The sequence below is a fragment of the Flavobacterium xylosi genome (genome assembly GCF_042787345.1).
GTDB lineage: Bacteria > Bacteroidota > Bacteroidia > Flavobacteriales > Flavobacteriaceae > Flavobacterium > Flavobacterium xylosi.
Genome location: NZ_JBHZPZ010000003.1, coordinates 62,191 through 84,050 on the forward strand (window position 1 = coordinate 62,191; position 21,860 = coordinate 84,050).

Here is a 21,860-nt window from a genome sequence, read left to right on the forward strand (position 1 = left end):
AAAATAAAAACGATATTCCAATATTACATATTTTAGTGTTGAAATTGTTTTTGATAACATATAGTAAGAGTTTAAAATGTTGTTGTTTGAAAATTGTGAGACTAAGATAAATGTACTTAAAATCGCAAAAGAAAGGCTGTTTTCTTGCAACGTATATTTATATCTGAGCTATTTATGATGTTTACCTTTCTCAGATAGTAATTTTAAAAATATTTGTCAATTGCCTAAATTGAACTATATTTTCTATACATATTATGCGATATATTAGACTATCAAAAATTCTAATTAGTGTTATTGATAATTTTATCATTGTTGTAGATTGCCATTTTGTTTCTTAAAACCATCATGTCTTCACTTACTTTTTTGTCCAACACCTTCGCATAGTGTTGAGTGGTCCTTATATTTTTATGACCAAGCATTTTACTCACACTTTCAATTGGAACTCCATTTGTAAGCGTTACAGTCGTCGCGAAAGTGTGTCTGGCAATATGAAAGGTGAGTTCTTTATCAATCTCACAAATACTAGCTATTTCCTTTAAATAGGCATTCATTTTTTGATTGCTCAAAATTGGAAGCAGTTTGTTCTGATTATTGCATTCCGGATGTTCCTCATATTTGTCAATAATCAGCTGTGTTACGGGAAGGATAGGAATTTTCGAAGCGGTTTCTGTTTTCTGTCTGTGGGTGAAAATCCATTTTCCTCCATCAATACCAATGCTTACATGGGATTTCGTCAGGTTTTTGACATCTATGTATGCTAATCCCGTAAAACAGCTAAAAAGGAAGATATCGCGAACCAGAGACAATCGTTCCGTTTTGAAATCTTTGTTGATGATTGCTTGGATTTCTTCTTCTGATAAATAGACCCTTTCCACTTCTTTGACTTTGGCTTTGTAGTTACTAAGGGGGTTTCTGTCTATCCAATGATTGGCCAAACAGATCTTGATTATTTTGCTGAAGTTCTTGATGTATTTTACGGCAGTATTGTTGGCACAATTGCGGACGCTTCGCAAGAAGAATTCGTACTCCATTATAAAGGCGTGATCGATGCTTTTGATGTCAATATCTGATACTTTGTATTTCCATTCCAGAAACTCCACTGTATGCTTTAAGGAGGTCGTGTAACGTTCTAATGTTCCCGGGGCATATTCCTTGCCCACTAATTCTTTTATTTTGTTGTTGTGGTCCTGAAAAATGGGAATCAGCATTCGTTTGTTTAGCTCAATGCCGAATATTTTGTTTTTTAATGAATCTATGGTAATGGGTAGATTTTTATGGAGCAACTCCATTTGTGCATCTATGATTTTAATTTTAAGCAAATCGAGATGTCTGTTTATTGAACGGGCCTCCTCTGAATTGCCTTTCATTTTACCTCCTTCAGAGGACCATTTGGCTTCTTCAACAGATCGGCTGGTACTCATTTCAAACCTTTGGCCGTTGATAGTAATTCTAGAATAGATAGGTAATAAACCCTTTGCAGTGACTTTGGCTCTCCTTACGTAAAAGAGAATGGATACTTTTGTTTTCATCGTGGTAACCTTTTAGTGATTATTAAATTTAATTTTTAATAAAATAGCGCACAAGATGTTCAACAGTTGAACAGGTTCTAAAGCCTTGTGGTTACTAGGAATTCGACAAAATTCGGTGACCTAAAAAAAAATAGGGTATGGGTCACCGAATTTGCCTCATTCGGTACACGATTTAATGAATAATTAGGGGTTTGGCTAAAAGAAAAAACCCTCTAAATCATACGATTCAAAGGGTTTTAGTTCATTTTGAGAATTCTCTCGCGGAGAAAGAGGGATTCGAACCCCCGGACCTGTAACAGTCAACAGTTTTCAAGACTGCCGCATTCGACCGCTCTGCCATTTCTCCAGTCTATCGCTTTCATTACCTGATTGCGAGTGCAAATATAAGAACCTTTTTTGGTTATGCAAATCTATTTTTATAAAAAAAGCATCTATTTTTAAGACTATTTTTTAAATGTTTCATTTACTTTGCTTTAGAGTAAAATTATTTTTAAAAAAAAGAATGCAAAACGAGTTTAATACTTTACATATTCGGTTATCTCCAGCCCATATCCTATCATTCCAACACGTTTGGTTTGCTCAGCATTCGATACTAATCTGATTTTTGAGATATCAATATCATGTAATATTTGAGCTCCAATTCCGAAATCTTTGCTGTCGATAATAATTTTTGGCGCTTTCATTGTGCCTTCGGCCTGCAAAATCTTTAATTCAGAAATACGGCTTAGTAGATTTACAGATTGCATATCTTGATTTATAAAGATTACGGCCCCTTTTCCTTGCTCATTAATTACTTTAAACATGTCATCCAGTTGCTGGTCGGCATTGTTTGTCAAGGTACCCAATAAATCATTATTCACCTGGGAAGAATTTATTCGGGTCAAAATAGGTTCGCCTAAATTCCAAGTTCCTCTTGTTAGCGCAATATGAATTTGTTTATTGGTCGTTTGTTGATACGCTCTTAATCTGAAGGCACCAAAACGGGTTTCCAGATCAAAATCCTCTTTTTTTACAATTAAACTATCATGTTGCATTCTGTACGCCACTAAAGCTTCAATGGAAACTAACTTTAAATCAAATTTCTTGGCTACTTTCACTAATTGAGGTAAACGAGCCATTGAGCCATCTTCGTTCATGATTTCTACAATCACTCCCGCCGATTTAAAACCGGCTAATCTAGCAAAATCAATCGCAGCTTCTGTATGGCCTGTTCTTCTTAATACACCTCCTTGTTTCGCAATGAGAGGAAATATATGTCCTGGTCGTGCTAAATCATGTGGTTTGGTTTTCGAATCTACCAGCGATAAAATAGTTTTTGCTCTATCGGCTGCTGATATTCCTGTAGTAACTCCATTTCCTCTTAAATCTACCGAAACGGTAAAAGCAGTTTCCATGGGGTCTGTATTGTTACTAACCATAACATGAAGACCTAATTCTTTACAACGGCTTTCTGTCAATGGAGCGCAAATTAATCCACGTCCGTGTGTTGCCATGAAATTAATCATTTCAGGTGTTACTTTTTCGGCTGCAGCCAAAAAATCACCTTCGTTTTCTCTATCTTCATCATCTACAACAATAATAATTTTACCTTGACGAATATCTTCAATGGCTTCTTCTATAGTGTTGAGGTGTATTTTATTTGTAACCATGATTGGTATTTATTTTTGAGATGGAAATATTTTTTTTAATATTTTTTGAAATGGAGCTAAAACAACATCCATATTGATTAATCCAATATCATTTGTAGCTCTATAGGATAAAAGAATTGCTAGTGGTGTCAGAATAAATGAAGACATCCATGCGCCCATAAATGGAGACATACTATTTTCCTGTGAAATTCTTTTACCAAAAGTATTTATAAAATGAAATGTGATGAATATCAAAACAGCAAAAATGATAGGAAGCCCTAATCCTCCTTTTCTGATAATGGCTCCTAAAGGTGCGCCAATAAAAAACATTAAAAAACAAGCAAATGCAATTACAAATTTGTCGTAGAATGCCAATATATGATTATTGATGTTTTTTTGCTTGAGTCTAAATTCAGTATTACTGGCATCGATTGAATATTTAGTGCTCGCCAAATTACTAATGGCTATATCCAGAATCTTTACTTTTTGATCATTTGTATATAATGACAATATGTTATTAGGAAGTTTTTTGCTTTTTTTGATAGGTTGTATCTTGTTGTCTATCGGGATTCCAATTCGCTGATTCATGTTTTCTGAAAACGAAATGATATCGGTTTTAAAAGTTTTGTGAAGCGAATCCAGCGTGTAGTTCAATTCGCTAACATTCAACATAGTGTTTGTGTTAGCAATACTTTGATCATTAGTATCCGTTTTATTCAATTTTGATAAGTCGATATTAATGATATACTTTTTGAAGGTGCTTTTTGCAAATGGCATTTTGATGCGATCTTCATATTTTTTTGGAGTAATATCTTCATAGTAATATCCATTATTTAATACCAATTGTAGAATACTGGATTTTTCATTACTAATCAATAGGCCATCTTTAGCTTTGATTACTGTTTTGCTGCCATCTCCAAAATCAGATTTTTTATGAATAGTTATCCCAGTTAGCGTGTTTCCATTTTCACCGGATTTTTTATTGACTTTAATATTATAAAACGCGATATCGCTAAATTGTCCTTCAGTAATTGCAAGAGCGGGCTTTGCTTGTGCTAAATTTTTCCTGAAATTGATGAACTTATATTCCGCAAAAGGAATTACATTATTTGAAAATAAAAATGCAATAATACTCAATAACAGAATGAAAATGGTTATGCTTTTCATTGCTCTTTTTAGCGAAACACCCGCAGATTTCATTGCAGCTAATTCATAATTTTCAGATAAATCACCAAAAGTCATTATAGACGCCAATAAAACCGATAAGGGTAATACTAACGGGATAATTCGGGGCATTGAAAAAGCTAAAAATCTGATAATCATCGGAAAATCCAAGTCTTTACCTGCCAATTCAGCTATAAACAACCAAATGGTTTGAAGTATGAATATGAAAAATAGGATTACAAATACAGTAGTAAATGTAGTCAAAAATGTTTTTAATAAGTATTTGTCAAGAATTTTCACCTAAGAATTAATCTAATTTATTGATGTAGTAATTTGGATATTTACTTTGGGTAAAGGTAAATTGATTTTTTGACAATGGTTGGTTCGTTTTAAAAGAATTAACCGTTAAAGTAGTTTTTGTACCTTTTTTACCCGTTTCAATCAAATTATAGATGTGTTTTGTTTGTACATCTATTCCCAACAATACTTCTTTTCTTTGATCTTTGCCACTCGTAGGAACGAGTTTTATATATTGAATTTTTCTACCTTTTACATCCTGCAAAATATCCATAGAATATTTATAACCAGTATTAAAAAAAGTAAGCATTTTTGAAGGTGTAATAGCATTGTCCTCTTTTTCGTTTACTTTAGAAATGGTAATTTCTTCATCTTCTGGAACAATTGTGTAGGTTTTAGTTCCGTCAAAAATTTTAGTCACTCCCATGAAATTCAATACATATTGATTGCCTTTCATCGTTACATTTCCTTTGCTGTCCTGATTGATGTTTTCTTTGGCATTGTTTAAAGAATATTTAAAATCAATAATGATTGTATTATAGCTTTTTACTTTTGCGGTAACTTGGTCTAAAAGATCTTTTGCTTTCTTATCCTGTGCTTGGGTCAAAAAACTAAAAAACAGTAAGGCTGTAATGAAAAGGTACTTTTTGGTCATGTTTTTTATATTATTTTTTTTGAATTCTGAATTCGTTAATTCCATGGTATTAATTATTTTGTTCATTGTTAAAAAATTGATCAAGAGAACTCATATCCAGGATGTTTACACTACGTGCTTTACTTCCTTCAAAAGGGCCTACGATTCCTGCAGCTTCGAGTTGATCGATCAATCGTCCTGCTCTGTTGTAGCCTAATTTTAGTTTTCTTTGTAACAATGAAGCCGATCCCTGTTGTGCATTTACAATAATTTCAGCGGCTTCTCTAAACAAAGTATCTCTGTCGGAGATATCCATATCAAGATTAATGCCACTTTCCTCCCCAACAAATTCCGGGAGTAAATAAGCGGTTGCATATGCTTTTTGGGAACCAATGAATTCAGTGATTTTTTCTACTTCGGGTGTGTCTATAAAAGCACATTGTACGCGTACTACATCATTTCCGTTAGTGTAAAGCATATCACCACGTCCTATTAATTGATCCGCGCCTTGCGTATCAAGAATAGTTCTTGAATCAATTTTGGAGGTAACTCTAAAGGCTATCCTGGCTGGGAAATTAGCTTTTATCAAACCTGTAATTACATTTACCGAAGGTCTTTGTGTGGCAATAATTAAGTGGATTCCAATGGCTCGAGCCAATTGCGCCAAACGGGCAATAGGTACTTCTACTTCTTTTCCTGCAGTCATGATCAAATCGGCAAACTCATCTACCACAAGAACTATATAAGGTAAAAATCGGTGTCCGTTTTCAGGATTCAATTTTCGAGCCTTAAATTTATCGTTGTATTCTTTAATGTTACGCACCATCGCATCTTTCAATAAAGAATAACGATTGTCCATTTCTACACAAAGAGAATTCAAAGTATTCACCACTTTTGCGTTATCCGTAATAATAGCGTCATCCATATCGGGAAGTTTCGCTAAATAATGTCTTTCAATTTTATTAAAAAGTGTAAGCTCTACTTTTTTAGGGTCTACCAAAACAAATTTAACTTCGGCTGGATGTTTTTTGTACAAAAGTGAAGTCAGAACGGCATTCAAACCAACTGATTTTCCTTGACCAGTTGCTCCCGCCATTAATAAGTGAGGCATTTTGGCTAAATCGACAACAAAAGTTTCATTCGAAATTGTTTTTCCAAGAGCGATAGGTAATTCCATCTCGGCTTCCTGAAATTTGGCTGAACCGATAACACTTTTCATCGAAACCATTGTTGGATTCTTATTAGGGACCTCAATACCTATCGTTCCTTTTCCTGGAATAGGAGCGATGATACGAATTCCTAATGCAGAAAGTGACAGCGCAATATCATCCTCTAAACTCTTGATTTTTGAAATACGAATTCCCGCTTCAGGTACAATTTCATATAAAGTAACCGATGGACCAACGGTCGCTTTTATCTGAGCGATTTCTATTTTATAATTGCGAAGTGTATCTACAATTCGGTTTTTATTTTCTTCTAATTCTTCTTGATTTATAGTGATTCCTCCTGTTGAATATTCTTTCAATAAATCAATTGTAGGGAATTTATAATTGGATAAATCCAAAGTAGGATCAAATAATCCAAAATCAGCAACCAGTCTTGAAGCTAAATTTTCTTCTATAATATCTTCCTCGGGAGCAGTTTCAATTACAAATTCCTCTTTGTAAGTTGAAATAGCTTCTGTAAAAGGAGGAGGCGTAACCATCATTGTCAATGGTTTTGCAATAGGATCTAAATTGATTTCCGAAGAATTATTGATGGTTGGTTTTAATGCTTCTTTATTAATTTCGAATTGTGAACCATTTGTCTTTAAATGCAAGTCATCCACTTCCTCTTCATCCACTGCAAATTCTTCTAAATTGTAAGCGTTTTTACCATTCGTTATAGAATTAGTAGCTAATTCAGCTCTGATTTCTTTTTTAGTAGTGTCAAAAAAGGATTGGATATTTTCAGGAGATATTTTCAGTTTGAAAATTACGTAAATAATTAATCCAAAAAATAAAATCAGCAGTGTTCCAGTCTTTCCGATGTAATCTTGTGAAAATGAATTCAATTCATATCCGATAGTCCCGCCTAATTCAGGAACTGAAGTGGCGAAAAAACCAAATAAAACAGACAGAATAATAATAACAAATAAATCCCAGAACCAAATGTTCTTTAATTTTTTTAAAGGCAATCCCAGAACCATATACATCCCCGTCAGGAAAAATAAGCGGACAAATATAAATGAGGCAAGTCCAAAGCCTTTATATACAATCAAATCAGCTAAAAAAGCACCAAATTTCCCCAACCAATTCTGAACCGTTTCGGCTCTGTTAGTCAATTCCGCAACGGCACTTTGATCTTGCTGTCCATAGATATAAAAGGAAACAAATGCGAGTAATAAAGCAATTGAAAATAATACCAAAAGGCAACCCAAAACTATTTTGTGCTGTTTGGTTAGTTGCAATGGTTTATTTGCCTCCGTTTTAGAATTATTTTTTTTATCTAAAGGTTCTTTTTTTGTTGTTTTTGCCATTCTTGATTTTTATGATACCTAAAAGAATAGTGGTATATATATGATTAAACCGATTGCGATAGCTGTTAATGCAGCAAAAAACACTGCACCTGCAGCAATATCTTTAATGAAACCAATTCTTTCGTGATAATTTGGATGAATAAAATCCGCCATTTTTTCTACGGCAGTATTTAATCCTTCAATACTCATTACTAATCCAATTGCAAAGGTTTGAAAAAGCCATTCTGTTTTAGAAATACCAAAATAAAATCCAGCAATGGCCATCAATATTCCTATTGAAAATTGAACCATTACGCTGTGTTCTGTTGTGATTAATTTTACAGCTCCTTTAAAAGCATAAGTAACACTCTTTAATCTTCCGGTAAAGAAAGTATTATCTTTTTGAAACTCCATTCGTATCGATTAAAGTACCGCTAAAGCAGCTTCGTAATTTGGCTCATCTGCAATTTCAGGCACTTGCTCCGTGTGGGTAATAATTCCATTTTCATCAACTACAATTATAGCTCTTGAATGCAATCCTGATAAAGGGCCATCAGTGATTTCTAATCCATTTGCTTTACCAAAACTTCCTTCTGGGAAATCAGATAAATTAATTACATTTTCAAGTCCTTCAGCACCACAAAAACGTTTTTGGGCAAAAGGTAAATCTCTGGAAATGCATAAAACATTAGTATTTTTTAAAGTACTGGCACTTTCGTTAAATTTTCTAACAGAAGCAGCACAAGTTCCTGTATCAACACTTGGAAAAATATTAAGGACTAATTTTTTTCCGGCAAAGTCACCTAATGTTGCAACCGAAAGATCAGTTTTAACTAATTTAAAATCGGATAGTTTTGTACCCACTTTTGGTAACTCTCCTGATGTATGTATTGGATTTCCGCCTAAAGTTATTGAAGCCATAATAGATGTTTTTTAATGAAGTTCAAAAGTATGAAAATTATTTAAGATTTAGTCCTGAAACTTCGGGATAAAGTTTACCATTTTGGAACAATAAATTAAACGGTAATAACCAAATGTCTTTTTTATTTAAGTCCAATAAAAAAACGCACCCATTGCGGAGTACGTTTTCTACTATTTTTATTTATTAAATTTGGCAAATCCATTTTTAATAGTTTGTTCGGGAAAATTACTTGTCGATAGAACCTAGAACGCGTTTCATAAAAGTATTTAAAGCTTCTTTTTTATCGGTTCCATTTTTCACCAATTTGTTTACTTCTAAAGCACCGTACATGTTAGAAATTAATTCACCTATCACATCTAATTCTTCGTCTTTCAAGGAAGAAATTTCAGTCATTGCTTCCAGAACTTCAATTGCTTCTATGATGTAATCTTGATCATTATCTTCTATGAACTGAGTTAAATGCTTGATTACTGGTAATTTCATATTTAGTTGTTTATTCGGTTATTCGTTGATTTGTTTATTCGTTAGGTCAAACGTTTTTTTATCGATTAACCGATTAGTCAATCCAACTTTTAAACAATTTCGTTCACTAATTCAATTAACACTTCTTGTTTATTAGTTTGTGTTTCGTTCACCAATTTTCCATTTACGAAAGTCGCAAAAGTTGGTAAGTTACTCACATTAGCTAATTTTCTAGACTCTGGAGAATTTTCTGCATCAACAAAAGCAAATGTAATTGTTTCGTTTTCTGAAGCCAATTTTTTGAATTTTGGTTTCATAATACGGCAATTTCCACACCATGAGGCCGAAAATTGAACGACTACTTTTTCATCTTTTGAGATTAAATCCTGTAACGTATCTTCGTTTAATTCGATTAACATAGTTTTTATTTTTTTGAGCTTCTAAGCTACTAAGCTTCTAAGTTTTAAACCTTAGAACCTTAGTAGCTTAGTCTCTTTGATTTATTAGTTTAAGCTTAAGTATTCAGCTGTACTTTTTCTGTCAGCACTCATTGCTTCTTTGCCAGCTTCCCAGTTAGCAGGACAAACTTCCCCTTTTTCCTGAATGTGCGTGTAAGCATCAACCATACGCAAATATTCATTTACATTACGGCCTAATGGCATATCGTTTACACTTTCGTGGAAAATTTTTCCGGTTTCGTCGATTAGGTAAGTCGCTCTGTAAGTAACGTTAGACCCTTCAATAATGATAGAATCTGTTTCTTCGCTGTAACCAGTTTCTTCAATATCAAGAATCCCTAAAATGTTAGATAGGTTTCTGTTAGTATCAGCAAGAATTGGGTAAGTAACTCCTTCAATTCCACCATTATTTTTTGGAGTATTTAACCAAGCAAAGTGAACTTCATTAGTATCGCAAGATGCACCTATAACTATTGTATTTCTTTTTTCGAATTCTGGTAAAGCTGCTTGAAAAGCGTGCAATTCAGTTGGACAAACGAATGTAAAATCTTTAGGGTACCAAAACAAAAGAACTTTTTTATTGTTTTTTGTAGCTTCTTCAAAAATGTTGATTTTTAAATTATCGCCCATTTCAGAGATGGCGTCAACTGCAATACTTGGGAATTTTTTTCCTACTAATGACATATTCTTTATTTTAAGTTATTTTTTTTAATGGTGCAAAAGTAGCTTAAACAACAGGGTTTTTGTTATCAGTTTTGATTATAAAAATTTATTTAATAATAAATTTTTCTTATCAAAAGTAGTTATTATATTGATTTTGAGTTATATGTTGCTTAAAATTACTGGTAAAGTTCCTTTGCATTCTGAATTTTCTAGTAGTTGTGACGCTGCTGCTTCTTGAAATTCTTCGAAATCCTGATACATTTGAACGATTCCTACTGTGTATTCTAAATTTGGTATGACTTGCAAGGCATAAGGATTTCCAAATACATATAAAACACACTTTTTGGAAACAAATAAGTTGCCTAAAAATTGGAGGACACTGTCTTCAATGTCAAAGTTATTTAAGGGTTTCGCTTTTGGAACAAACAAGGAAACTATGACAGTGTCATATCTGGCTAAGCTTTTGCCTAATTCATTTATTGCCAAATCAGTACCATTTTCATAAGCAAATTCTGAAGATGGCAATATGGTATCCAACGCTTTGAAAAAAGCATTGTCATTACTTTTATATAGACTTAATTTAGCAAGGTCTTCTCTGTTTTTCGCGTCAAAAACGGTAACAGAGTTATGATTGTCTTTTATTTTTGTAATGCAATTTTCTGCAATTTTACCGTTTAAAGAAGAAGCGGTTTCAAAATCAAAATCGCTTCCAGAAACGGTTATCACAGGGAGTTTCGAATCTAGAATCCCAGCTTTTTGTTTGCATTTCAATAAACGGTTAAAGCTTTCTTCGATGCGCTCTGGCGTAGCATTTTTAAGGATTTCCTGAATTCCCTCAGGAACATTTTCAGCAAAACATAATACGTCATTTCCAGCATTAAAAGCTTCCCATTCCAATTGTCCCTTTTTGTCATACAAACTAGAAACGCTGTGCATATTCAACGCATCAGAAATTACTAAACCATCATAACCCAATTGCTCTCGCAAAAGCGTTTCTATAATTGGTTTTGACAATGTTGCCGAGGTGTTTTTGCCATCATTCAACGCAGGAACAGCCAAATGTCCAATCATAATCGAATCTACGTTATTCTCGATTCCTTTTATGAAAGGATACAATTCATTTTCAAGCAATTGTTCTAAGTTTTCTTCTAAAACCGGTAAACCTAAATGCGAATCTACATTGGTATTGCCATGTCCAGGAAAATGTTTCAGACAACCTAATACACCTGCGTCCGACAGTCCTCTTAAGTATTCGAGGGCAAATTGAGCCACCTTTTTTTTATTTTGACCAAAAGACCGATAGCCAATTACCGGATTATTGGGGTTGTTGTTAATATCAGCCAAAGGTGCCAAATTATAATGAATACCAACCGATCTCAAATCTAAACCAATTTGTTTTCCTACCTTGTAAACTAAATGTTTTTTACTGTTTGGTAATGCACCAAGTGTAATGGCATACGGATATTGAGGTGTTTTTTCGACCCGCATGGCTAATCCCCATTCGGCATCAATACTCATTAATAGTGGAGTAGAAGCACACTTTTGATAACGTACAATAAGCTCTTTTAATCTTTGACAGCTATCGTCGTTTAGAATTACCTTCTTCTTGGTTTCATAATTAGTGGCGGCACTGGCTCGGCTGTGGAAAAAAGTCAATCCACCTATGTTGTAATCCCGGATTAATCGTTCGGTTTCCTGAATGTTCTCTTCAGTGTCATTGATGAAAACAGCCGGGAAGAAAAATTGCCCTATTTTTTGTTCTAATATCATTTTGAGATGATTATCATATTAATTTTTAAACATGTAAGCCTATAAATAAGCCTATGTTAAAATCAGAAATAAATAATTGGTTTTTTTACAACCACTTCTATCTAATTATTTATTCTATATATTTTAACTTATATGACTTATATGTTAAAAAAAAAACTAGTTTATTTTCCCTCTGCTTTTTTACCAAAATCAGCCGGAAAGATTAAAAATCTGGAAAGGACTAATCCTGGTATGGTTGCTAAAAATACCCAAATAAAGAAATTTCCATAACCCAAATATTCCTGAATAAATCCGCTCAGCATTCCCGGAAGCATCATTCCCAAAGCCATAAATCCAGTGGCGATAGAGTAGTGGGACGTTTTAGATTCACCATCGGCAACATATATTAAATACATCATAAAGGCCGCAAATCCAAAACCATATCCAAATTGTTCCGTAATTACAGTTGCATAAACATAGTAAACGGATTCAGGATGAAAATGGGAAAGCAAAATAAATCCGATAATAGGTAAATGCATAGCTAAAAACATGGGCAACATCCATTTGCGAAGACCTCCTTTTGAAATTGCTATTCCCCCAAGAATTCCTCCGACTACCAATGATGCAACTCCAAATGTGCCATAAATTATACCCACATCTTCCGTCGTTAATCCCATGCCGCCTTTGATTTTTTCATCTATTAAAAAAGGAGTTAACATTTTTAGTAATTGGGATTCCCCTAATCTGAAAAGTAATATAAAGGCTAATATAAGTCCGATTTGTTTCTTTTGAAAAAAGGTTTTAAAAACAACTCCAAAACTCTGTTTGTTTTCCGTTTCCGTTACAATTTTAGTTTGTTCTACTTTTGGAGTGGTAAAAAAGTTATAGATGGTTAGAACAGCCATGACCAAAGCCACAGTTATCATGGTATACGACCAAGCTTTGCTTTTGTCGTCGTATTTTTGTTCCAGAAAACCACCCAGAATTACGATTAATCCATTGGCGGTAAGCATAGAAAGTCTGTAAAAAGTACTTCTAATTCCTAAGAAGAAGGATTGTTGTTCTTTGGCTAAAGCCAACATATAAAAACCATCGCTTGCCACATCATTTGAAGCTGAAGCAAATGCCGCTACCCAAAATATTGCCAGACTCAGAACAAAAAAGTTACTCATCGGAATGGTTAATCCTACAATCAAAAAGGCAATGGCAATCACTAATTGCATGGCTAGAAACCACTTTCTTTTGGTTGAATATAAATCTATAAACGGACTCCATAAAGGCTTAATAACCCAAGGCAAGTATAATAAACTAGTGTAAACTCCGATGTCTTCATTGCTGATACCTAAACTTTTGTACATAATCACCGAAACGCTGATAATGATTGCGTACGGAAATCCCGATGCAAAATTTAATAACGGAATCCAAAACCAAGGGTTGTTGTCTTTTCTCATTTAAGGTGGAATAATATTCAATTCAAATTTTATAGTGTAAAGTTCACTAAAGTTGGTTCGCTTTCATTACCATAAAAATCAATGAATGTAATCGCGCAGCTTGTGTTTTTATCTAATTTGTAATTAGGAATTACAACTGCTACGGTATCAATATTCTCTTTAAATGCTATTTTATCAATGATTTGGCTTGGATCTTTTATGTCAATTTTCGAATTGAATTTGGCACCATAAACCATTACATAACGCACTTTACTGTACAAAGGATATTTGACATTAAAGCTTGAAGAAATTGGGTTTGTAAGAATATTATTTGCTGATGGAACGATAACCATCTTTTTTACAGAATTTGGAACCACATTAGGAAGCGCAGGATATTTGTATTGATTCTCCATTAATAATTTAGTGACATTTTGATTTTTATTCAAAAATGATTTGGCACTAAAAAAAGCATTTCCCTGCACGTTTTTATAGGTTCTGGTAATGTTGATCTGATCTGGAATTTCATTTGGATTGCTCCACTTTTTATCCGAATCCGCATTTATTTTATAGGAACCATTTCCGATGTAGATAGCGGTATTTTTTGAGTTTTCTGACCACCAACGCAACAGTTTTGAGTACGAAGCTTTAGGGTGATTGACACTCCAATAGAGTTGTGGAACAAGATAATCAATCCAATTATTGTCCATCCACGCTATCGGATCAGCAAACAAATCATCATAATTAGTTTGACCAGCCTCTGTCTCAGAACCTTTTGGATCTACTGATTTGTTTCTCCAAACGCCAAATGGACTGATGCCAAATTGTACCCAAGGTTTTATTTTTTTTATCGAAATTGAAATGTTTTTCACCAAGTTGTTTACATTGGATCGTCTAAAGTTTTCTATACTTAGCCCAGTTCCATATTTTTGGTACGAAGCAATATCATTAAAAACTTCCCCTTTTATTCTATACGGATAAAAATAATCATCAAAATGTATGGCATCAATATCATAATTTTTAACCACTTCGTCTACTATATCTATTAAATGATCGCTAACTTCAGGAAGCGCCGGATTATAGTAATATTTTTCTCCGTATTTAATCATCCATTCGGGATGCTTGTAAAAATCATGTTGTGGACTTAAAATAGCGGTGTTTAAATCCATTGTGGCACGATACGGATTTAACCAGGCATGAAATTCAAAACCTCTGGCATGAGATTCAGCAATCATCCAGGCTAACGGGTCAAAATAAGGTTTCGGCGCATTTCCTTCTTTACCCGTTAAAAATCGAGACCATGGTGCATATTGCGAAGGATAAAAAGCATCACCAACACTTCGAATCTGAACAATTACAGCATTATAATTTAATTTTTTATAGGTGTCTAAAATTTCAATAAAATCAGCTTTTTGCTTTGCGACATTATCGATACTGCTTTTAGGCCAGTCAATATTGACAACGGTAGCTATCCATACGGCTCTAAATTCATTTTTAGGATTTGTAACCTGTATTTGTGCTTTTACATTCAAAACCGAAAGTAAGAGAAACAAAATTAACAATCCTATATGCTTGTAATTCTTCATTATTGTAGTGTTTATAAAGTATTCAAAAATAGTTTTTTTAGTGAAATTAGCCCGTTAAAATCGAGATAAAATTTGACTTATTTTAGTGTTGCAATTTCTTTGCCGTTTTTTACATTTTGATTTAAATCAACGTACTATTTATAAATGTGGATTTTTCTTATTTGAATTTTTAAATTATAATCCGTTATATATTTATATTTGTCACAGAATGCTGTAATAACAGTTTTTTTAAATAATATACCAGCCATGTTGACCGCTCTTCAATTACAGCATTTATCCCAATCATTAGAAGGAACACTTTTATACGACGAACTTCACAAAACGATTTATGGAACGGATGCGTCCGCTTACAGGATTATGCCGCTTGCTGTAGCGCTTCCTAAAAACGAAAATGATATCATCAAACTGATACAGTTTGCTAATGAAAATAAAATTTCGCTTACGCCAAGAACTGCCGGGACTTCACTAGCGGGGCAAACGGTAGGCAAAGGAATTATTGTAGATGTATCTAAATATTTTACTAAAATTATCTCTTTTGATGCAGATAAAAGGACAATAACCGTTCAGCCGGGAGTGATTCGGGATGAGCTGAATTTGTATTTAAAACCTCACGGTTTATTTTTTGGACCCAATACTTCTACTTCAAATCGATGCATGATAGGAGGAATGGTAGGCAATAATTCCTCCGGTACCACATCCATTCGCTATGGAGTTACCCGCGATAAAATTGTGGAGATAAAAGCGGTTTTGAGTGACGGATCCAAAGTGGTATTTAAGGAACTTTCATCTTCAGAATTTATAGAAAAAACAAAAGATGAATCGCTTGAAAGTAAAATTTATAAAACAATTTATGAGGAACTTTCGAATACAGAAAACCAAGAGGAGATTATAAAAGAGTTCCCAAAACCAGAAATTCACCGAAGAAATACCGGTTATGCAGTCGATTTATTATTGAAATCAGAACTTTTTGGAGGAACAGAGAACACCATAAACTTAGGGAAACTCCTTTGCGGAAGCGAAGGAACTTTAGCCTTTACAACCGAGGTTACCCTGAAAGTAGATGATTTGCCTCCGACGAATAATATTATGGTGGTGGCACATTTTCATACTATTCACGAAAGTTTAGAGGCGGTGGTTACAGCGATGAAACATCATTTGTATACCTGCGAAATGATGGATGACACCATTTTGAATTGTACCAAAACCAATAGGGAACAAGCCAAAAATAGGTTTTTCATACAAGGTGAACCAAAGGCAGTAATCATGCTTGAAGTGGCTTCTTCTATTAGTATGGAAGATGCCGAATTACAGGCCAACGCTTTGATTGCTGATCTTGAAAATAATAATTTTGGATATGCTTTGCCAAAAATTTACGGATCAGACATTGATAAAATAAACGAGTTACGAAAAGCAGGTCTTGGCCTTTTAGGAAGCATTGTAGGAGATGAAAAGGCAGCCGATTCGATCGAGGATACGGCAGTTGAGTTGAATGATTTGCCTAATTATATTGCTGATTTTTCGGCTATGATGAAAAGTCATGGTCAAGAGGCAATATATTATGCTCATGCCGGTGCTGGCGAAATTCACTTGCGTCCCATATTTAACTTAAAAACAAAAGAAGGATTATATCAATTTAGGGCCATTGCTACCGAAGTGGCACATTTGGTAAAGAAATATAGAGGTTCACTAAGTGGAGAACACGGTGACGGAATAGTGCGTGGCGAGTTTTTACCATTTATGATTGGGGAAAAGAATTATGAATTATTAAAACGAATAAAAGCCGCTTTCGATCCTAATACTATTTTGAATGAAGGTAAGATAGTAAATGCTTTCAAAATGGATGAAAACCTTAGGGTGGAAGCCGGAAGAGAAGAGCCAAATATTCAGACGATTCAGGATTTCTCCGATAGCATGGGGATTTTGAGATTGGCTGAAAAATGCAACGGTTCAGGTGATTGCAGGAAATTACCTTCAGCCGGTGGTACTTTATGTCCCAGTTATAGAGCAACACGAAACGAGAAAGATACGACAAGGGCTCGCGCCAATGCACTGCGAGAATATTTGACGCATTCAGAAAAAGACAACAAGTTCGATCACGAAGAATTATACAAAGTATTTGAATTGTGTGTAAGTTGCAAAGCCTGCGCCAGTGAATGCCCCAGTAATGTGGATGTAGCAGCATTGAAAGCGGAGTTTTTGTACCAATACCAAAAAGCAAATGGTTTTTCTCTTCGAAATAAAATATTTGCTTTTAATGCTAAATTGAATGGACTAGGAAGTATTTTTCCATCGTTTACCAATTTTATGGTGAATTTGCCTTTGGTGAAAAAGAGCATGGGAATTGCTCCAAAAAGGGAAGTGCCACTTCTGGCTCCACAGACTTTTAGAAAATGGTACGAAAAAAATTGGAATCAAGCGCCAAGTGATTCTTTTGTAAACGGAAAAGTATGTTTGTTTTGTGATGAATTCACTAATTTCTATGATGTTTCGGTTGGAATCGATGCGTATGAGTTATTGACAGCATTAGGATATGAAGTGATTTTGGTGGATCACGAAGAGAGCGGAAGAGCCTTTATTTCTAAAGGTTTTCTGGAAGAAGCAAAAGCAATTGCGAATATAAATGTTGGCGTTTTTTCGAATTATATTACTGCAGATTTCCCTTTGATAGGAATAGAACCATCGGCAATATTGACTTTTAGAGATGAGTATTTGCGTTTGGCCGATGAAAAGGACGCAGCAGAAAAATTAGCTAAAAACGTATTTACCATTGAAGAGTTTTTCAAAAATGAGATTACAGTAGGAAAGATTCATTCCGGACAATTTTCTGATGTAGAGAAAACAATAAAAATTCACGGCCATTGTCATCAAAAATCATTGAGCACAATTGAAGCGACTTTTGCGATGCTGAATCTACCAAAAAATAGTTTGGTTACCATATACAATTCGGGTTGTTGCGGTATGGCAGGTTCTTTTGGATATGAAAAAGAACATTATGACATTAGTATGCAAATGGGAGAAGACACTTTGTTTCCAAAAATTAGAGCTACTGATGCTACTGTTTCAATAGCTGCAGCCGGTACAAGTTGCCGCCATCAGATTTTTGATGGAACCAACAGGAAAGCCTTGCATCCGATTACAATTCTGAAAAGTTGTTTGAAGTAATTTTATAGGGAATTATTGAATAATTTTATTCTTGAAAAAAATAAAATAAGAGTACATTTGAAAATGTGATTTTTCAAACGATTTGTTTACAATGATTTGACCTTCTGATGATGTCAAATTAATAATTGATTTCTGTATTTAAAATCAAATTAAAAAACAGCACTCTTTTATTCCTTAATTAAAACGGTTTAATACTTTTGATTTTCGAATAAAATTTACATTATTTGCAAAATTAAAGCTCAAAAATTACGGTATACTAATATTTAATGATAAAATTTACAACATGGCATTAAAGGGTTTATTCAGAAAGAAAACGGTACAAGATATTTTAAAACAAGTTGAAAAAAATAATGCGGATGGTCATAATGCACTGGGAAAACATTTAACCGCTCGCGATTTAACCGCTTTTGGAATTGCTGCAATTGTGGGTGCGGGTATTTTTAGTACCATTGGTAAAGCAAGTTTTGACGGCGGTCCTGCAGTTATTTTCTTGTTCTTGTTTACTGCGATCGCTTGTAGTTTTGCTGCTTTTGCGTATGCAGAATTTGCCTCAATGGTACCTGTTGCGGGAAGCGCTTATACCTATTCCTATGTTGCTTTTGGAGAATTGATAGCCTGGATTATCGGTTGGGCGTTGATTATGGAGTATGCAGTGGGTAATATAACCGTCGCTATTTCGTGGAGTGATTACTTTACGAGTTTGATGGATAATATCATTAATAATCTTAATCATAAAAACCATTGGAACCTTCAAGTCTTTGCAGATTGGGTTCAAATGGATTATTTATCTGCCTCAAATGGTTTTAAAGATGCCACGGCTTTAATGCAAAGTGGTAAGTCTTTTGAAAATTTGAGCGTTGGTATGCAAGCGGCTTACACTGCTTGGACTTCTTCTCCTGTATTTTTTGGTATTCACCTCGTAGCTGATTTGCCTGCTTTGTTTATTATTATCTTGATTACCTCATTGGTTTATCGAGGAATGAAAGAGTCAAGAAATGCCAGTAACGTGATGGTTTTGATTAAATTATGTATTATTTTATTGGTAATTGCAGTGGGTGTTTTTTATGTCGATGTTGATAATTGGAGTCCTTTTGCTCCAAATGGAGTAGGCGGGGTTTTAAAAGGAGTTTCTGCCGTGTTTTTTGCTTATATTGGATTTGATGCCATTTCGACTACTGCCGAAGAGTGTAAAGATCCTCAACGTGATTTGCCAAAGGGAATGATGTGGGCTATTATTATATGTACCACTTTATATATTGCCATTGCTTTGGTGCTAACCGGAATGGTTTCGTTTTCGACGTTAAATGTGGGCGATCCTTTGTTATTTGTTTTTGAAAAATTGGATTTAAAAATAATGTCCGCCATTATTGGGGTGAGTGCTGTGATTGCTATGGCGAGTGTTTTGCTGGTTTTCCAAATGGGGCAACCCCGTATTTGGATGAGTATGAGTCGTGATGGATTATTACCTAAAAAGTTTTCTACAGTACATCCAAAATACAAAACGCCTTCATTTGCTACTATTGTGACTGGATTTGTTGTGGCTATACCTGCCTTGTTTTTGAATCTGACTATGGTTACCGATTTGTGTAGTATTGGAACCTTATTCGCATTCGTATTGGTTTGTGCCGGTGTTTTGGTTTTGCAAAATAGAACGGATATTCCAAGAGGGAAATTCAAAACTCCTTATCTAAATTCAAAATTCATCATGCCTGTTTTGATTATTATAGGAGTGGTTTTTGCCTTTGGTTACAACAAAAAAGCGACAACGGATTTCATGACTAATGAAACTCAAATTAATAATTCGGCTGATATTATAACTTCATTAAATAAAGAAGAAACTCAAAAAGTATATGAATATTTAGTAAGCATAGATGCTAAAAACAGCACTACAGAAACACCAGATTTGGAACAATTGTTAAGCCAATACCAACAAGATGATGCCAAATACGCTTCAGTAATTGCTGGTTTACCAATTGCAGATTCCATTAAATTCGAAAGTGGTTTTGGTTTATTCAAGCATAAAATTCCAATGTGGATTTTTCTAATCGTTTTGATGGGATTAACAGTTTGGTCTTGGAAAGAAAATCTATCTTTAATTCCTCTTTTAGGCCTAATCTGTTGTTTGTATATGATGGCTGAACTAAGTGTTTGGAACTGGATTTATTTTACAATTTGGTTGCTTGTAGGTTTAACTATTTATTTTGGTTATAGCAGAAACAACAGTAAGTTGAATATTAAAGAAGCGTAAGTTGAAAACTAACATAGTATAGAAAATGCCCCGAATATCGGGGCGTTTTTTTTAGATTCAAAAATAAAAAAAGCCGTTCGAAATGGCTTTCAAACGGCTTTTAACAAAAAAACTAAAAAAATATTATACCATCAAAACGGATTCTGATGTTAGTATATTCAATTCTATCATGCAGGCTTTCATCATTTGATAGGTTCTTTTGATGTCGTTGTCTAAACCTATAGAAAAACGGATTAAACCATCAGTCAATCCCATTTCTATTTGTTCCTCCATAGGAATTTCACTCGATGTTGAAGTTCCTGGTGCACTAAACAATGTTTTGTAAAATCCTAAACTCACAGCAAGATAACCCAGGTTTTTCGCCTGCATCAATTCCATTAATTCATTGGCTTTCGCCAAAGTTCCTACGTCTAATGTCATCATTCCTCCAAAACCATATTCAGGATTGATCATGGTTTTATAGATTTCGTGGCTTGGATGACTTTCTAATCCAGGATACACCGTTTTTAATCCGTCTTTTTCAAAACGCTCCGCAAGATACATCGCATTATTACTGTGTTGTTTCATTCGAATATGTAATGTACGTAAGTTTTTCATCACACTGGCAGAACGCAAACTATCCATTGTTGGCCCAAGTAACATGCTGGCACCACTATTTACATTTTTTAAGCTGTCAATAAATTCTTGTGAAGCACAAGTTACACCGCCCACCGTATCACTGCTTCCATTGATGTATTTTGTCAAACTGTGAATAACGATATCAGCACCTAATCGCGCAGGAGAAACGGATAATGGTGAAAAAGTATTGTCAACCACCAAAGTTAAATTATGTTTTTTTGCAATTTTTGACAAACCTTCAATATCAGCAACTTCCAGTAGAGGATTACTCACCGTTTCACAGTACAAAACTTTAGTTTCCGGAGTAATTGCGGCTTCCACTACATCAAGTTTTGTGATATCAACAAAAGTAGTTTTGATACCTAATCTTGGCGTAAAATTCTTCAAGAAAGCATATGTTCCACCATAAATAGTTCTGCTCGAAACAATATGGTCACCCGTTCCGCATAATTGCAATAGCGTAGGCGTGATTGCTCCCATTCCTGAAGCTGAAACGTTAGCTGATTCTGTTCCTTCCATTGCTGCCAATGCCTTGTCTAAATACAAATTACTTGGTGAAGAATGACGAGAATACAAGTAGCAGCCTTCCATGTTCCCTTCAAAAGTATCGAACATGGTTTTTGCCGATAAAAAAGTGTAAGTTGAGGAATCAGAAATCGATGGATTTACGCCACCAAATTCGCCAAAGTACTGTAAATCCTGAATGTTGTCTGCCGGATTGAAATTTTTCATAGTTTATGTTTATTCGTTTATTTAGGAGCTATTTCCTGCTATTCGCTATATCTTTCTATTCCTGAACTTGTTTCAGGATCCTGA

The 21,860-nt window shown here is 34.4% G+C and carries 16 protein-coding genes and 1 tRNA gene; 2 read left to right on the forward strand and 15 right to left on the reverse strand.

Features of this window, described 5'->3' with window-relative positions:
- Nucleotides 1–281: 281 nt before the first annotated feature.
- From ACFX5E_RS03145 to ACFX5E_RS03210, 14 genes are all read right to left on the reverse strand, one after another.
- Nucleotides 282–1,529: a site-specific integrase gene (locus ACFX5E_RS03145; protein ID WP_379853714.1), complete on the reverse strand. Its 1,248-nt coding sequence runs from the start codon at nt 1,527–1,529 to the stop codon at nt 282–284.
- Between the two features lie 261 nt (nt 1,530–1,790).
- A tRNA-Ser gene (locus ACFX5E_RS03150) sits at nt 1,791–1,875 on the reverse strand.
- Between the two features lie 169 nt (nt 1,876–2,044).
- On the reverse strand, nt 2,045–3,178 hold the full coding sequence (gene ribB / locus ACFX5E_RS03155; protein WP_379853715.1) for a 3,4-dihydroxy-2-butanone-4-phosphate synthase: 1,134 nt from the start codon (nt 3,176–3,178) through the stop codon (nt 2,045–2,047).
- Between the two features lie 9 nt (nt 3,179–3,187).
- Entirely contained in the window at nt 3,188–4,621 is a 1,434-nt protein-coding gene (locus ACFX5E_RS03160; RefSeq protein WP_379853716.1) for an LptF/LptG family permease, read from the reverse strand.
- Between the two features lie 7 nt (nt 4,622–4,628).
- Entirely contained in the window at nt 4,629–5,273 is a 645-nt protein-coding gene (gene lolA1, locus ACFX5E_RS03165) for an outer membrane lipoprotein periplasmic chaperone LolA1 (RefSeq protein ID WP_465254606.1), read from the reverse strand.
- 49 nt (nt 5,274–5,322) lie between these two features.
- Nucleotides 5,323–7,770: a DNA translocase FtsK gene (locus tag ACFX5E_RS03170; protein ID WP_379853718.1), complete on the reverse strand. Its 2,448-nt coding sequence runs from the start codon at nt 7,768–7,770 to the stop codon at nt 5,323–5,325.
- Nucleotides 7,771–7,788: 18 nt separating this feature from the next.
- Nucleotides 7,789–8,163, reverse strand: a complete 375-nt coding sequence (locus tag ACFX5E_RS03175) for a diacylglycerol kinase family protein (protein WP_379853719.1) — start codon at nt 8,161–8,163, stop codon at nt 7,789–7,791.
- A gap of 9 nt (nt 8,164–8,172) precedes the next feature.
- Nucleotides 8,173–8,670: a thiol peroxidase gene (tpx, locus tag ACFX5E_RS03180; protein ID WP_379853720.1), complete on the reverse strand. Its 498-nt coding sequence runs from the start codon at nt 8,668–8,670 to the stop codon at nt 8,173–8,175.
- A 226-nt stretch (nt 8,671–8,896) separates the two neighbouring features.
- On the reverse strand, nt 8,897–9,154 hold the full coding sequence (locus ACFX5E_RS03185) for a DUF6952 family protein (RefSeq protein ID WP_379853721.1): 258 nt from the start codon (nt 9,152–9,154) through the stop codon (nt 8,897–8,899).
- Between the two features lie 89 nt (nt 9,155–9,243).
- Nucleotides 9,244–9,552: a thioredoxin family protein gene (locus ACFX5E_RS03190; protein WP_379853722.1), complete on the reverse strand. Its 309-nt coding sequence runs from the start codon at nt 9,550–9,552 to the stop codon at nt 9,244–9,246.
- Between the two features lie 84 nt (nt 9,553–9,636).
- Nucleotides 9,637–10,275: a peroxiredoxin gene (locus ACFX5E_RS03195; protein WP_131916155.1), complete on the reverse strand. Its 639-nt coding sequence runs from the start codon at nt 10,273–10,275 to the stop codon at nt 9,637–9,639.
- 138 nt (nt 10,276–10,413) lie between these two features.
- Complete coding sequence (locus tag ACFX5E_RS03200; RefSeq protein WP_379853723.1) at nt 10,414–12,024, reverse strand: glycoside hydrolase family 3 protein; 1,611 nt, start codon at nt 12,022–12,024, stop codon at nt 10,414–10,416.
- Between the two features lie 161 nt (nt 12,025–12,185).
- Nucleotides 12,186–13,454 (reverse strand): MFS transporter, encoded by a 1,269-nt coding sequence (locus ACFX5E_RS03205; protein ID WP_379853724.1) that lies wholly within the window; start codon nt 13,452–13,454, stop codon nt 12,186–12,188.
- A gap of 29 nt (nt 13,455–13,483) precedes the next feature.
- The gene (locus ACFX5E_RS03210; protein ID WP_379853725.1) at nt 13,484–15,016 is read right to left on the reverse strand and encodes a glycoside hydrolase family 10-like protein; all 1,533 of its coding nucleotides are present in this window, start codon (nt 15,014–15,016) and stop codon (nt 13,484–13,486) included.
- A 246-nt stretch (nt 15,017–15,262) separates the two neighbouring features.
- On the opposite strand from ACFX5E_RS03210, the gene ACFX5E_RS03215 reads away from it, so the two are divergent.
- The gene (locus tag ACFX5E_RS03215; RefSeq protein WP_379853726.1) at nt 15,263–18,178 is read left to right on the forward strand and encodes an FAD-binding and (Fe-S)-binding domain-containing protein; all 2,916 of its coding nucleotides are present in this window, start codon (nt 15,263–15,265) and stop codon (nt 18,176–18,178) included.
- 283 nt (nt 18,179–18,461) lie between these two features.
- Nucleotides 18,462–20,426 carry an amino acid permease gene (locus ACFX5E_RS03220; protein WP_379853727.1) on the forward strand — a complete coding sequence of 655 codons (1,965 nt, stop codon included), beginning with the start codon at nt 18,462–18,464 and terminating at the stop codon, nt 20,424–20,426.
- A gap of 123 nt (nt 20,427–20,549) precedes the next feature.
- Here ACFX5E_RS03220 and ACFX5E_RS03225 read toward each other — a convergent pair whose 3' ends face one another.
- Nucleotides 20,550–21,776, reverse strand: a complete 1,227-nt coding sequence (locus ACFX5E_RS03225; protein WP_379853728.1) for an aminotransferase class I/II-fold pyridoxal phosphate-dependent enzyme — start codon at nt 21,774–21,776, stop codon at nt 20,550–20,552.
- Between the last annotated feature and the right edge of the window lie 84 nt (nt 21,777–21,860).

Coding starts and splice junctions, on each gene's coding strand:
- ACFX5E_RS03225 (WP_379853728.1), bottom strand. CDS start 21,776: ATGAAAAATTTCAATCCGGCAGACAACATTCAGGATTTACAGTACTTT.
- ribB (WP_379853715.1), bottom strand. CDS start 3,178: ATGGTTACAAATAAAATACACCTCAACACTATAGAAGAAGCCATTGAA.
- ACFX5E_RS03190 (WP_379853722.1), bottom strand. CDS start 9,552: ATGTTAATCGAATTAAACGAAGATACGTTACAGGATTTAATCTCAAAA.
- ACFX5E_RS03210 (WP_379853725.1), bottom strand. CDS start 15,016: ATGAAGAATTACAAGCATATAGGATTGTTAATTTTGTTTCTCTTACTT.
- ACFX5E_RS03185 (WP_379853721.1), bottom strand. CDS start 9,154: ATGAAATTACCAGTAATCAAGCATTTAACTCAGTTCATAGAAGATAAT.
- lolA1 (WP_465254606.1), bottom strand. CDS start 5,273: ATGACCAAAAAGTACCTTTTCATTACAGCCTTACTGTTTTTTAGTTTT.
- ACFX5E_RS03205 (WP_379853724.1), bottom strand. CDS start 13,454: ATGAGAAAAGACAACAACCCTTGGTTTTGGATTCCGTTATTAAATTTT.
- ACFX5E_RS03175 (WP_379853719.1), bottom strand. CDS start 8,163: ATGGAGTTTCAAAAAGATAATACTTTCTTTACCGGAAGATTAAAGAGT.
- ACFX5E_RS03145 (WP_379853714.1), bottom strand. CDS start 1,529: ATGAAAACAAAAGTATCCATTCTCTTTTACGTAAGGAGAGCCAAAGTC.
- tpx (WP_379853720.1), bottom strand. CDS start 8,670: ATGGCTTCAATAACTTTAGGCGGAAATCCAATACATACATCAGGAGAG.
- ACFX5E_RS03215 (WP_379853726.1), top strand. CDS start 15,263: ATGTTGACCGCTCTTCAATTACAGCATTTATCCCAATCATTAGAAGGA.
- ACFX5E_RS03195 (WP_131916155.1), bottom strand. CDS start 10,275: ATGTCATTAGTAGGAAAAAAATTCCCAAGTATTGCAGTTGACGCCATC.
- ACFX5E_RS03170 (WP_379853718.1), bottom strand. CDS start 7,770: ATGGCAAAAACAACAAAAAAAGAACCTTTAGATAAAAAAAATAATTCT.
- ACFX5E_RS03220 (WP_379853727.1), top strand. CDS start 18,462: ATGGCATTAAAGGGTTTATTCAGAAAGAAAACGGTACAAGATATTTTA.
- ACFX5E_RS03200 (WP_379853723.1), bottom strand. CDS start 12,024: ATGATATTAGAACAAAAAATAGGGCAATTTTTCTTCCCGGCTGTTTTC.